Source organism: Bacteroides sp. FSHCM14E1, assembly GCF_019633785.1.
In the GTDB taxonomy this organism is placed as follows: Bacteria; Bacteroidota; Bacteroidia; order Bacteroidales; family Bacteroidaceae; genus Bacteroides; species Bacteroides hominis.
In genome coordinates this window covers 388697-401701 of the sequence record NZ_JADKYL010000004.1, presented here as the reverse complement: position 1 = coordinate 401701, position 13005 = coordinate 388697, and the positions used below count along the sequence as shown (strand labels likewise).

The window sequence follows — 13005 nt, the reverse complement described above, 5'->3', positions numbered from 1 at the left end:
ACAAAGATTCGATTTAAATGCCTACTTTTGCCGGTAGAAATGATAAACCCTGATAGAAAATGAACTACGGATTCGTAAAAGTTGCGGCGGCTGTTCCCCGCGTAAAGGTTGCAGATTGCAAATTTAATTCAGAAAGACTGGAGGGTCTTATTGCCATTGCCGAAGGCAAAGGGGTGCAGATCCTTACTTTTCCCGAAATGTGTATTACCGGATATACCTGCGGAGATTTGTTCGCCCAGCAACTTCTGCTTGAACAAGCAGAAATGGCGTTAATGCAGATTCTGAACAATACCCGCCAGTTGGACATCATTTCTATATTGGGTATGCCGGTAGTAGTCAATTCCACGATTATCAATGCCGCAGTCGCTATCCAGAAAGGCAAAATACTGGGAGTAGTACCTAAAACCTATCTACCTAATTATAAAGAGTTTTATGAACAGCGTTGGTTTACATCTGCTTTGCAGGTCTCGGAAACCAGTGTACGTTTGTGTGGACAAATTGTTCCGATGGGCAACAACCTGTTGTTTGAAACAGCAGAAACAACTTTTGGAATAGAAATATGCGAAGACCTTTGGTCTACGGTTCCTCCAAGTTCTTCACTGGCGCTGCAAGGGGCTGAAATCATTTTTAATCTTTCTGCCGACGATGAAGGGATCGGCAAGCATAGCTATCTTTGTTCTCTGATCAGCCAGCAATCCGCACGGTGCCTCTCCGGTTATGTTTTTTCATCCAGTGGTTTCGGCGAATCAACGACGGATGTGGTTTTTGCAGGAAACGGACTCATATACGAAAACGGTGGCCTGCTTGCACGAAGTGAACGGTTCTGCCTGGAAGAGCAATTAGTTATCAGCGAAATAGATGTAGAATGTATCCGTGCCGAACGCCGTATTAATACAACTTTTGCTGCCAACAAAGCCAATTGCCCGGGTAAAGAAGCAATCAGAGTCTCTACGGAATATACCAACAGTAAAGATCTGAATCTTACCCGTACATTCAACCCACACCCTTTTGTTCCACAAGGAGCTGAACTCAACAACCGTTGCGAAGAAATCTTCTCCATACAGGTCGCCGGACTGGCACAACGCTTAGTACACACAGGAGCCAAAACAGCTGTAGTGGGAATTTCCGGAGGGCTCGACTCTACACTGGCATTATTAGTATGCGTCAAAACATTCGACAAGCTGGGATTATCCCGTAAAGACATTTTAGGTATAACCATGCCGGGGTTCGGAACGACCGACCGCACTTATCATAACGCCATCGCTTTGATGAACTCGTTAGGGATTTCGATTCGCGAAATCAGTATTAGGGAAGCATGTATCCAGCACTTCAAAGACATCGGACATGACCTCAACGTACATGATGTAACATACGAAAACTCACAAGCGCGCGAACGCACGCAAATCCTGATGGATGTAGCCAACCAAATCTGTGGATTAGTAATCGGGACGGGTGATCTCTCTGAACTTGCATTGGGATGGGCCACATACAACGGTGACCACATGTCGATGTATGGCGTCAATGCAAGCATACCCAAGACACTGGTACAACATCTTGTACAATGGGTAGCTGAAAATGAAGTCGACGGGGAATCTAAAATAACCCTGCTGGACATTGTAGACACTCCTATCAGTCCTGAACTGATACCGGCAGATGAGAATGGAGAAATCAAACAAAAAACGGAAGATCTGGTAGGTCCTTATGAACTCCACGACTTTTTCCTGTACTATTTCCTGCGATTCGGCTTCCGCCCGTCGAAAATATACTTTCTGGCACAAACCGTATTCAACGGAATATACGATGCTGAAACCATAAAAAAATGGCTGCAAACCTTTTTCCGCCGGTTCTTCAATCAACAATTCAAACGTTCGTGTCTGCCCGATGGTCCAAAGGTAGGAAGTGTCTCCATCAGTCCGAGAGGTGACTGGCGTATGCCAAGCGATGCCAGTTCGGCTGCATGGTTGAAAGAAGTATCCGAATTGTAACAATGACGATACCTCTTTTTAATATGATGTCGCGACCTTTGCAACGTCATATTAAAAAGAGGTAAAGTTATGAAAAGACAATTTATTTTAGCATTTGTACTATTTGTATCCAGTATTGCCCTGAACGCTGCAAATTCAGTGCCGGATGATGACAAATCCGACAACAAGAATAAAGCGGAAGTAAGCTCAGTCGTAAAAACAACATGGGAGTTCTATTCTGCCATTAAACAGCCATCGGCAGAAGCACTGGCCAATGTAACTAATTACAAATTCGGACAAGAAGCCGGTTATCTCTATAACCAGTTCATGAATATCTATGTGGTAAGGGAAGAAGTAGTTCCGGGTGATCCTACCCGTCGTACCGTCATTCGGAAACCTACTATCTACAATGCCGTACGTTCTATCGAAAAACAACTGAACAGAGAACTCAAAAGTAACAAAATGGGGCAGGAACAAGTAACTGCCGAATTTACAAATGTACTCAAAATAGCCATCTCTGCTTTCGACTCTGAAACCGAATCATTCGAAGACGCTTTACAACAAAATCGCAAAAATGCAGCCGCCCTTCTTTCCGTTTTCCAAAACGTAAAACTAACCGATATTTAAACTTTTTCAATAGGTAAACTTATACTTGTAGCAAGCCTCGGACAATGGTAAATCTCTTGTCCCGGCATCTGCTATGCCCAAACACTAAATTAGTACATAACTTATGAACAGTAAATTTTATCTGTTTCTTTGTTGTATGTTTTTGTGCACATCACTTGCTTTTGCACAGACAATCAAAGTAACAGGAACAGTAACAGACAAAATGGGACCGGTAATCGGTGCCACAATCATGGTAAAAAACTCAACGAACGGTACGGTCACCGACATAGACGGACGTTACCGTCTCGAGGCCTCCATAGGTGATATCCTGACTTTCTCTTTCGTCGGATACAATACGGTAGAAAAAGAAGTGAAAAGCAATAATCCTATGATCAACGTTGAACTGACAGACGATGTACAGGCTATAGATGAAGTAGTAGTAACTGCTATCGGTATCAAACAACAAAAGAAAAAGATCGGTTACACCACCCAGCAAATCAACAGTGACGTGTTGAATGCAACTCCCAGCCTGAATGTCGGTTCTGCACTTTCCGGGCAAGTAGCCGGCTTATTGGTAGCCAATCCGACCGGTATTTTTCAGGCACCAAGTTTCAAATTACGCGGTAATACTCCTTTGATTGTATTAGACGGTGTTCCGGTAGAAACGGACTTTTTCGATATATCGAGTGAGAACATCGAAAGTGTCAACGTGTTGAAAGGTACAGCAGCTTCGGCGTTATATGGTTCACGCGGAAAAAACGGAGCTATCTTAATTACCAGCAAAACAGCCAAGAAAGAAGGGTTGGAAATCAACTTTTCCACCAACAATATGATTACTGCCGGTTTTGCCGTATTACCCGAAACACAGCATCAATATGGTAGTGGTTCGAACGGCAAATACGAATTTTGGGACGGTGCCGACGGTGGTATCTCAGATGGTGATATGACATGGGGTCCCAAACTAAACGTCGGGACCAAAGTAGCCCAATGGAATAGCCCCATCCGAGACAAAGTGACCGGGAAAGAAATTCCTTGGTGGGGAGATGTGAAAGGGACTCAATATGATGACAAATCACGCTACGAACGAGTTCCTATCGACTGGGTATCTCATGATAACCTGAAAGACTTCCTGCAAACAGGATTAGTAACCAACAACAACATCTCTATCGCCTATAAAGGAGAGAAAGCACGCTACTTTGTAACCGGACAGTATGCTTATCAAAAAGGACAGGTACCCTCTACACAAATGCACAGCGGAGGGGTCAACTTCAACTCCACTTTCGATCTTGCTCAAAACCTGCAACTTGACGCCAATCTGGCGTATAACAAGGTGGTTTCTCCAAGCTATCCACGCTATGGATACGGACCTAAAAACCATATGTACACCATTGTTGTATGGATGGGAGACGATGTGAACGGTAAAGAACTCCGTAAACATAAATATGTTCCGGGACAGGAGGGATATCGCCAGGCCAGCTATAACTACGCATGGTACAACAACCCTTATTTTGCCGCCGAAGAGCTTCAGCAGTCGGAAAACCGTGATGTAGTGAACGGTCAACTACGTCTCAATTATCAACTCCTGCCCAACCTGAACATTCAGGGACGCGCAGCCTTACGTCAGAAGACAATTCTACAGGAAATGAAAGTTCCCAAAACTTACATGAACTATGGTGACTCACGTGAAGGCGACTACAAAGTCTGGAATGACCACCAGACCAATGTGGATGCTGATATACTGGCTACCTATACACAAGACCTTACTCCCGATATTCTTTTTACACTGAATGCGGGTAGCTCTGTATTTTACCGAAATTACCGTCAAGAGTACCAGTCTACCGACGGTTTGATCGTTCCTTTCGTATACAGTATCAAAAACACCCAAGGACCATCCATTACCGATGCCAACCGGAACGAGAAATCCATCCGCAGTATTTATGGCTCTGTCAACCTCGACCTTTATAAATATGCTTACCTGACCCTGACGGGACGTAATGACTGGTCATCCACTCTCGCAAAAGGCAGCAATTCTTACTTTTATCCTTCCGTAGCAATCAGTACAATGGTGTCTGAATATGTCAAACTACCTACATTCATGGATTATCTTAAAATGTATGGCTCATGGGCAGTCGTTTCTACCGACTTGTCTCCATACCAGATTATATCTACCTACACTAAAGATACCAACTATGGTTCAAACCCGTCTATCTCCTATCCCTCGTCTCTGGTGAACTATTACATCAAACCCCAGAAAACGACCTCTTGGGAAGCAGGTTTATCAACTTCTTTTTTCCGGAACCGTCTCTCCTTCGACCTGACATATTATCACACGATTGACGAGAACCAGATCATCGACCTGAACATATCGAATGCTTCGGGTTTCACCAGCCGTAAAGTGAACGGTAATCAATATACCACTAACGGATGGGAAATCATGGCAAACGTACAGGCAATCCAAAATAGAGATTTCCAATGGGAATTTGCCCTGAACTGGAGCAAAAGCATAAAGAAGCTGACAGAAATATATGGTGGACAAAAAAAATTCGGTGACTTGAAAGTAGGCGACCGTGCCGACGCATTCTACGGTTCACAATGGCAAAAAAGTGCTGATGGAGAACTGATTCTCGATGAAAATGGCATGCCGACCAAAGACGCCTACAAACAATATCTGGGACATCTGGACCCCAACTTCCGTATGGGTATGCAGAATACGTTCCGTTATAAAGACTTCACCCTGTCTGTCGATCTGGATGGTGCGTACAAAGGAGTCATCTATTCCGTACTGAGCGAAAAGTTATGGTGGGGTGGTAAACATCCGGAGTCTGTTGAATACAGAGATGCACAATACGCAGCCGGACATCCGGTATATGTGCCCAACGGTGTAGTGGTAACCGGAGGTGAACTGAAACGTGACATTGACGGAAATGTCATCTCGGATACCCGTACATACAGACGTAATACAACAGCCGTCGATTGGCAGCAATGGTGTCAGAATTACCCTTATCAGGCTTATGTGTCATCCAAAGAGAATGCGAAGTTTGCCAATGTATTCGACCGTAGTTACATTAAATTGCGCCGAGTAGCCCTGACCTACAACTTCACTAAATTACTTTCAAAACAAAGTCCCGTGAAAGGACTGACTGCCACAATCTTCGGCAACAATCTTGCTGTATGGAAGAAAGTTCCTTTCGTCGATCCTGACTATACGGGAGACAGCAATGACGGAGGGGCCAACGATCCTACTGCACGCTATATCGGTATGGGAGTCAACATAAAATTCTAAACATGTTATGAAACCAATAAGAATTTATAAAATGAAAAAGATATTATTATTTATGGCATCCATATGGATGTGCGTATCCTGCGGAAACTTGGAAAAGATGAATATAGATCCGGACAACGCCACTCAAACCCATCCCAAACTTTTGCTGACACAAATCAGTATGAATGCATTCAAAAGAGGAACCGACGGAATGTATGCTACTAAAAAAGTGATTCAGACTGACGGAGAAAGTGCCGACCAATACTACAAATGGACACGGGGAAGCTTTGGCTACTACGATAACCTGAGAAATGTACAAAAAATGGGTGAAGAAGCCGAACGTGTGAACGCTCCGGTATATACGGCGCTTACCAAATTCTTCCGTGCCTATTACTTCTACGAACTGACCTTACGCTTTGGGGACATTCCTTACCGCCAAGCCTTAAAAGGAGAAAAAGAAGAGATCTATACTCCTGAATACGATACTCAGGAAGATGTTTTCACGGGCATCCTTCAAGAACTGAAAGAGGCAGATGAAATACTGGCAAATGACGCCTCTGTAATTGATGGTGATATTATTTACAATGGTAATGGCAATCAATGGAGAAAGCTGATCAATTCTTTCCGGTTGAAAGTACTGATGACTCTTTCGAACCATACGACTGTGGGGAATCTTAATATTGCCTCCGAATTCAAGGCCATTGCAACAGGCAGCCCACTAATGGAAAGCCTGACCGACAACGGGCAGCTGGTTTATCTGGATCAACAAGGGAATCGATACCCTCAATTTAACGCACAATGGTCCGGCTATTACATGGATGATACTTTTATCCAACGAATGCGTGAACGTCGGGATCCACGGCTTTTTATCTTCAGCGCACAAACCAATAAAGGAAAGACTGAAGGAAAGGCCATCGACGATTTCAGCTCTTACGAAGGAGGTGACCCGGCAGCTCCTTACAGTGATGCTATCATTAAAGTAAGTGAAGGAACCATATCACCTATCAATGACCGTTTCCGCACAGACCCTATTGTAGAACCAACCATGTTAATGGGGTATGCAGAACTGCAACAGATTCTCGCCGAAGCTGTCGTACGAGGATGGATCAATGGCAATGCGCAAACATATTATGAGAATGGTATCCGTGCCTCTTTCTCCTTTTATGAAACACATGCCAAAGCCTACGCCTCTTATCTCAATGCCGATGCGGTCAACCGATACTTACAGGAACCTTTGGTCGCCTTCGGCAAAGCTGCCAACGTAGACGAACAGATAGAGCGCATCATTATGCAAAAGTACCTTGTAACCTTCTATCAAGGCAACTGGGATTCTTTCTACGAACAATTGCGCACCGGTTACCCGGACTTCCGCCGGCCTGCCGGAACAGAGATCCCTAAACGTTGGATGTATCCGCAAGGTGAGTACGACAACAACGGAGCTAACGTAGAAGCGGCCATCATGCGGCAGTTTGGTACAGGAAATGATAAAATCAATCAAACCACCTGGTGGCAAAAAAAAGACTAACCCAAATTCAAAAAAGTTATAACGATGAAAAAAATAATTCTAAGCAGTGCACTGCTACTGGCAAGCTTATGCGGACAGGCACAACAGGCTCCAGAAAAAATAAACTTCAATAAGAACGGAGAATTCAAGATTGCACAGTTTACCGATATGCACCTGGGACATGACCAGGAAAAAAACATGATTGTAGCAGACATGATAAAAGAAGTACTTGACTCTGAAAAGCCGGATCTTGTGGTTTTCACAGGAGACATTACCACGATGGACGAGGTCAGCCAGGCATGGGAAGCCATAGCCGGCGAACTCGCCACTCGCCAGCTCCCCTGGACTGCCGTCTTGGGTAACCACGATGATGAATATGCAGTAAAACGGGATGAGATTATACGTATCATCCAGCAACAACCTTATTGTATGATAAAAAACATCGCTGAAGGTATTAAGGGAGAAGGTAATCACATTATCCCAATCTATGGTTCGGCAGATAACAAAAAAGTAGCTGCACTGCTCTACTGTCTGGACACGAATGCCTACTCAAAACTCAAAACAGTGAAAGGATACGATTGGATCGGACAATCACAAATCAACTGGTATACCCGTGAAAGCCAAAAATATACCGAGCAGAACGGAGGACAACCTCTGCCCGCATTAGCTTTCCTCCATATTCCATTGCCGGAATATACTCAGGCATGGGAGTCATTTGATACCAAACGATACGGCGACCGCAACGAGAAAGAATGCAGCCCAAACATAAATAGCGGAATGTTTACCCAAATGCTGGAATGCGGTGATGTGATGGGAATTTTTGCCGGTCATGACCATGTGAACGACTACATCGCTACACTTTACAATATCGCTTTGGGGTACGGACGCGCTTCGGGCGGTAAAAACACTTATGGTGACAAAACACCCGGCAGCCGTATGATCGTTCTTAAAGAAGGTAAACGGGAATTCGACACTTGGCTTCGTGAGAAAGAAAATACGGAAAAGCTAAATGTCTGCACCTATCCGGACTCGTTCGTGAAAAAGAAATAGAGATCCTTCTTTTTCAGCTTACACAAAACGTTCTATAAGGAAAGTTACAGAGTTATTCATAAATCCCCCTTTTATAATAAACGTGCATTTATTACAAAAGGGGGATTTATAATTAAAAAAGCAAAGATAATCCTTAATTCTTTACAGTACCCCTTTACTGGATGGCAATTCAAAATGATAAATATCCCGTTTCAATGCCATTTTCAGTGCACGGGCCAAAGCTTTGAAAATACCTTCTATCTTATGATGTTCATTCTGTCCCTCGGCTTTGACATTCAAATTCATCTTGGCAGCATCGCTCAACGACTTAAAAAAGTGTAGAAACATCTCAGTGGGCATCTCTCCTATTTTTTCACGTTTGAATTCGGCATCCCATACTAACCAAGGACGACCTCCGAAATCAAGGCATACCTGGCAAAGGCAATCATCCATGGGTAAAGCATAGCCATAACGTTCAATTCCACGTTTACTGCCCAGCGCCTGATAAATACAATCGCCCAAAGCTATGGCCGTATCCTCTATGGTATGATGCTCGTCTACCTCCAGATCACCCTTCACCCGAATGCTCAGATCCATGCCGGAGTGCTTACCGATCTGCTCAAGCATGTGGTCGAAAAAGCCCAATCCGGTAGAAATTTCACAGGCACCATTACCATCCAAGTTGAGAGCTACCCAAATATCCGTTTCCTTTGTCGTACGATGCACTTCTGCTTTTCGTTCTCCTGCAAAAAGAAATTCAGTTATCCGGTCCCAGTCTGTAGTAGCAAGGACACAGTAGGATTCTAATCCCTTTTCTTTCAATAAGTCAGTGTTCTCCTGAAGATAGATAGCACGGCAACCTAAATTTTTGGCAAGTTCGACATCTGTCGGACGGTCACCTATGACAAAACTGCCTTCCAGATCATATTCCGGATTAGAAATGTATTTAGTCAGCATACCGGTACGCGGCTTCCTCGTAGGTGCATGATCTGCCGGCATACTACGGTCTATCAATATATCATCGAACGTAATACCTTCTCCCTCTAAAGTTTTCAGCATCAGATTGTGGGCCGGCCAGAATGTCTCCTCCGGAAAAGAAGAAGTACCCAGTCCATCCTGGTTGGTCACCATAACAAATTCAAAGTCGAGTTTACTATGGATAAATCCCAGATTACGAAAGACTTTAGGATAAAACTCAAGCTTCTCCAAAGAATCGAGTTGATAGTCGATGGGAGGTTCGATGACAAGAGTGCCATCACGGTCTATAAACAGTACTTTTTTTTTCATTTTTCCTATTGATATTTTTTCAGTGCTCCAATCAGTCTGGCATTCTCAGCCCGTGTACCTACAGTTACACGAAGACAATTACCACACAATGAAATGGAATTTCTGTTACGTACAATAATTCCCTCTCCCACCAGGTAGTTATAAATCTTCACCGCATCGGTTACACGCGCCAGGAAAAAATTCGCATTCGACGGAAACACCTGTAACACGCAAGGCAGCTCAATAAAAGCTTCTTCCAGATATCCCCTCTCCTCTTTCAACGTTTTTACCCAACGTTCTATCTCGTAATATTTGTGAAGCATCTCTATAGCTTGCTGCTGGGTCAACTGATTCACATTATACGGATATTTAATTTTGTTCAGGATTGCGATAATCCCTTCGGAAGCAAAGGCCATTCCCAAACGAATGGCTGCGCACCCAAATGCCTTGGAAAAGGTCTGTAAGACAACCAGATTCGGATATTTATCCAACTCGGATAGGAATGACGGTTGGTCAGAGAAGTCATTGTAAGCTTCATCCAAAATAACCAATCCTTCGAATCCGCCAATGACCTTTACTATCTCAGAACGAAGCAGATCATTTCCCGTGGGATTATTAGGAGAACAAATAAAAATCATCTTTGTCCGTTCATCCGCCGCCGCCAACAACTCTTCAGCCGAAAACTGGAAATCATCGTGGAGTAACACTTTGCGATATTCCACATCATTGACATCGGCACAAACCTGATACATGCCGTATGTAGGATCAATGGCTACTACGTTATCTTCACCCGGTTCACAGAAAGCACGGAATACCAGGTCGATAGCTTCATCACTGCCATTCCCGAGAAATATATGGGCGGGAGGTACTTTTTTGATTTTGGATAACTCCGATTTCAGATCCCGCTGCATCGGATCGGGATAACGATTGTGCGGTAAGTTATAGGGATTCTCGTTAGCATCCAAAAAGACGGATGCAGCCGCTCCGTTATATTCGTCACGAGCCGAAGAATAAGGTTTTAGCCTCCAGATATTCGACCGGGTTAATTCTTGCAATGTTCTCATTTTCTTATCTCCTTTAATCTAACGGTTACTGCATTTTTGTGTGCATCCAAATGTTCATTTGCAGCCATTACTTCGATAGCCGGACCAATAGCAGCCATTCCATCAGGAAGTATCTCCTGAAAGGTAATTTTACGGATGAAACTGTCGAGACTTACCCCACTATAAGCTTTGGCATAACCATTCGTTGGCAGGGTATGATTAGTTCCCGAAGCATAATCACCTGCACTTTCGGGAGAGAAGGCTCCCAGAAATACAGAACCGGCATTAATGATCCGTCCGGATACTTCCATGTAATTCTTAGTCTCAATAATCAGATGTTCTGGTGCATAAGCATTAGTCAATTCCAGCGCCTCATCCATATCCTTCACTAATATCAACTTACTGTTGGCCAAAGATTTCTCGGCAATGTCGCGGCGGTTCAGATAGCCCAACTGTCGCTCAACTTCATATACGACTTCCGTTTGCAATTTTTCAGACGTCGTAATCAACACAGCCTGACTATCCACTCCATGTTCCGCCTGAGACAGAAGATCAGCGGCAACAAACACTGGATTAGCAGATTCGTCAGCCAGCACTTCTACTTCTGAAGGTCCGGCCGGCATATCAATGGCTACATCCCTCAAGCTGACAAGTTGTTTGGCTGCTGTAACATACTGGTTTCCCGGACCAAATATCTTATAAACCTTAGGAATACTCTCTGTTCCGTATGCCATGGAAGCAATGGCCTGTACTCCACCCGCCTTAAATATTTTGCTGACTCCGGCCAGATGGGCAGCAAAAAGGATTGCCGGATGCACTTTCCCATTTTTGTCAGGTGGTGTGCAAAGTACAATCTCTTTGCAGCCGGCAATCTTGGCAGGAATTGCAAGCATAAGCACGGTAGAGAATAAAGGGGCCGTTCCTCCGGGGATATATAAGCCGACCTTTTCAATGGCTACTGCCTTCTGCCAACAAGTAACCCCTTCCATAGTATCTACCTTTTTTCCCTCAAAACGCTGTGCAGCATGGAAAGCTTCAATATTGCGTTTAGCCAGATAAATGGCAGCTTTCAATTCTATAGGAACCTCTTTTTCAGCTTCTTCAATCTCTTCGAGTGTAACGGCAAGTGAAGTGAGTTCGGCTTTATCAAACATAGCTTCATACTCCATCACCGTCCGGTCTCCACCAACTCTTACACGATTAATAATATCACGTACAGTATCAAAAAGGCTTTCTGTGTTGAGTACGGGCCGCTTCAGAATTTCATCCCACTGCGATCTATCGGGGTATTTAATCAGTTTCATTATTTTTTTAATTAAAAGTTCAACAAACAGACTCGCCTAAATAATCATCTTTTCAATAGGCAATACTAAAATTCCCTCTGCTCCCAGTGCTTTCAGTTTACCTATAATCTCCCAAAATCGTTTTTCATCAAGTACTGTATGCACAGAGCACCAGCCTTCCTGTGCCAATGGCATTACGGTAGGACTCTTCATCCCCGGCAATACGGCAATAATATCGTCCAGCTTATCTTTAGGTGCATTCATCAATACATATTTTTTATCTTCGGCTGTTTTCACGGCATCCATACGGAAAAGCAATTCGTCCAATACCTCTTTCTTCTCTTTACTCATATTCTTATTGCCTATCAGCAGAGCTTCCGACTTCATCACGACCTCCACTTCTTTCAGACGATTGCTGACCAACGTAGAACCGGAACTGACAATATCAAAAATGGCATCCGCCAGTCCGATGCCTGGAGCAACCTCTACAGATCCGGTAATGACATGAACCTCGGCTTTAACTCCATTACTTTTCATGAAATTATCCAGAATTCCCGGATATGAAGTAGCAATTTTCTTTCCATTAAACCAACTTAAACCGGGATATTCAATATCTTTGGGCATAGCCAGAGATAAACGACATTTGCTGAATCCAAGACGCTTAATAATTTCTGCGTCTTCTTGTTTTTCTACGAATTCATTTTCTCCCACTATACCAAGATCAGCAACTCCCGTAGCTACAGATTGTGGAATATCGTCATCACGGAGGAAAAGCACCTCAATTGGAAAATTGGATGACTGCACGAGTAAAGTACGTTTAGTTGTGCTCAGTTTGATGTCTGATTCTTCAAGAAGGGCCATAGTTTCTTCAAAAAGGCGCCCCTTGGCTTGTACTGCGATTCTTAACATAATTACAATATCTTAATTTACAATTTAAATTCAATATCCGGAAAATAAAAAAGGCCCACCTTATCGGTAAGCCTCGTATTCTATCATATATATACACAATATCATCCTGCCCACCGAGTTATTCGATCGAGTAATGATG

9 protein-coding genes are annotated in these 13005 nt (G+C 43.7%); 5 read left to right on the top strand and 4 right to left on the bottom strand.

What is annotated here, in order from left to right; all coding sequences use genetic code 11:
• Nucleotides 1-59 precede the first annotated feature (59 nt).
• From ISX59_RS09295 to ISX59_RS09275, 5 genes are all read left to right on the top strand, one after another.
• Nucleotides 60-1985, top strand: coding sequence for an NAD(+) synthase (locus tag ISX59_RS09295; protein WP_005780316.1), 1926 nt, complete (start codon nt 60-62; stop codon nt 1983-1985).
• A 69-nt stretch (nt 1986-2054) separates the two neighbouring features.
• Complete coding sequence (locus ISX59_RS09290) at nt 2055-2591, top strand: hypothetical protein (RefSeq protein ID WP_005780318.1); 537 nt, start codon at nt 2055-2057, stop codon at nt 2589-2591.
• A gap of 103 nt (nt 2592-2694) precedes the next feature.
• Nucleotides 2695-5853, top strand: a complete 3159-nt coding sequence (locus ISX59_RS09285; RefSeq protein ID WP_005780320.1) for a SusC/RagA family TonB-linked outer membrane protein — start codon at nt 2695-2697, stop codon at nt 5851-5853.
• Between the two features lie 31 nt (nt 5854-5884).
• Nucleotides 5885-7357 carry a SusD/RagB family nutrient-binding outer membrane lipoprotein gene (locus ISX59_RS09280; protein WP_005807453.1) on the top strand — a complete coding sequence of 491 codons (1473 nt, stop codon included), beginning with the start codon at nt 5885-5887 and terminating at the stop codon, nt 7355-7357.
• A gap of 24 nt (nt 7358-7381) precedes the next feature.
• The gene (locus tag ISX59_RS09275; RefSeq protein ID WP_005780325.1) at nt 7382-8386 is read left to right on the top strand and encodes a metallophosphoesterase family protein; all 1005 of its coding nucleotides are present in this window, start codon (nt 7382-7384) and stop codon (nt 8384-8386) included.
• 141 nt (nt 8387-8527) lie between these two features.
• Here ISX59_RS09275 and hisB read toward each other — a convergent pair whose 3' ends face one another.
• Genes hisB through hisG form a run of 4 tightly spaced genes read right to left on the bottom strand, consistent with a single transcriptional unit; the run spans nt 8528 to nt 12866 of the window.
• Nucleotides 8528-9652 carry a bifunctional histidinol-phosphatase/imidazoleglycerol-phosphate dehydratase HisB gene (gene hisB / locus ISX59_RS09270; protein ID WP_005807455.1) on the bottom strand — a complete coding sequence of 375 codons (1125 nt, stop codon included), beginning with the start codon at nt 9650-9652 and terminating at the stop codon, nt 8528-8530.
• Between the two features lie 5 nt (nt 9653-9657).
• Nucleotides 9658-10695, bottom strand: a complete 1038-nt coding sequence (gene hisC, locus ISX59_RS09265; RefSeq protein ID WP_005780328.1) for a histidinol-phosphate transaminase — start codon at nt 10693-10695, stop codon at nt 9658-9660.
• Nucleotides 10692-11978, bottom strand: coding sequence for a histidinol dehydrogenase (gene hisD, locus ISX59_RS09260; RefSeq protein ID WP_032540763.1), 1287 nt, complete (start codon nt 11976-11978; stop codon nt 10692-10694). Before hisD ends, hisC begins: the two co-directional genes overlap by 4 nt.
• A 36-nt stretch (nt 11979-12014) precedes the next feature.
• Complete coding sequence (gene hisG / locus ISX59_RS09255; RefSeq protein ID WP_005807457.1) at nt 12015-12866, bottom strand: ATP phosphoribosyltransferase; 852 nt, start codon at nt 12864-12866, stop codon at nt 12015-12017.
• Between the last annotated feature and the right edge of the window lie 139 nt (nt 12867-13005).

Excerpts from the sequence above, each read along its gene's own strand:
- ISX59_RS09275 (WP_005780325.1), top strand. The coding sequence starts at position 7,382 with ATGAAAAAAATAATTCTAAGCAGTGCACTGCTACTGGCAAGCTTATGC.
- ISX59_RS09290 (WP_005780318.1), top strand. The coding sequence starts at position 2,055 with ATGAAAAGACAATTTATTTTAGCATTTGTACTATTTGTATCCAGTATT.
- hisB (WP_005807455.1), bottom strand. The coding sequence starts at position 9,652 with ATGAAAAAAAAAGTACTGTTTATAGACCGTGATGGCACTCTTGTCATC.
- hisG (WP_005807457.1), bottom strand. The coding sequence starts at position 12,866 with ATGTTAAGAATCGCAGTACAAGCCAAGGGGCGCCTTTTTGAAGAAACT.
- hisD (WP_032540763.1), bottom strand. The coding sequence starts at position 11,978 with ATGAAACTGATTAAATACCCCGATAGATCGCAGTGGGATGAAATTCTG.
- ISX59_RS09280 (WP_005807453.1), top strand. The coding sequence starts at position 5,885 with ATGAAAAAGATATTATTATTTATGGCATCCATATGGATGTGCGTATCC.
- ISX59_RS09285 (WP_005780320.1), top strand. The coding sequence starts at position 2,695 with ATGAACAGTAAATTTTATCTGTTTCTTTGTTGTATGTTTTTGTGCACA.
- ISX59_RS09295 (WP_005780316.1), top strand. The coding sequence starts at position 60 with ATGAACTACGGATTCGTAAAAGTTGCGGCGGCTGTTCCCCGCGTAAAG.
- hisC (WP_005780328.1), bottom strand. The coding sequence starts at position 10,695 with ATGAGAACATTGCAAGAATTAACCCGGTCGAATATCTGGAGGCTAAAA.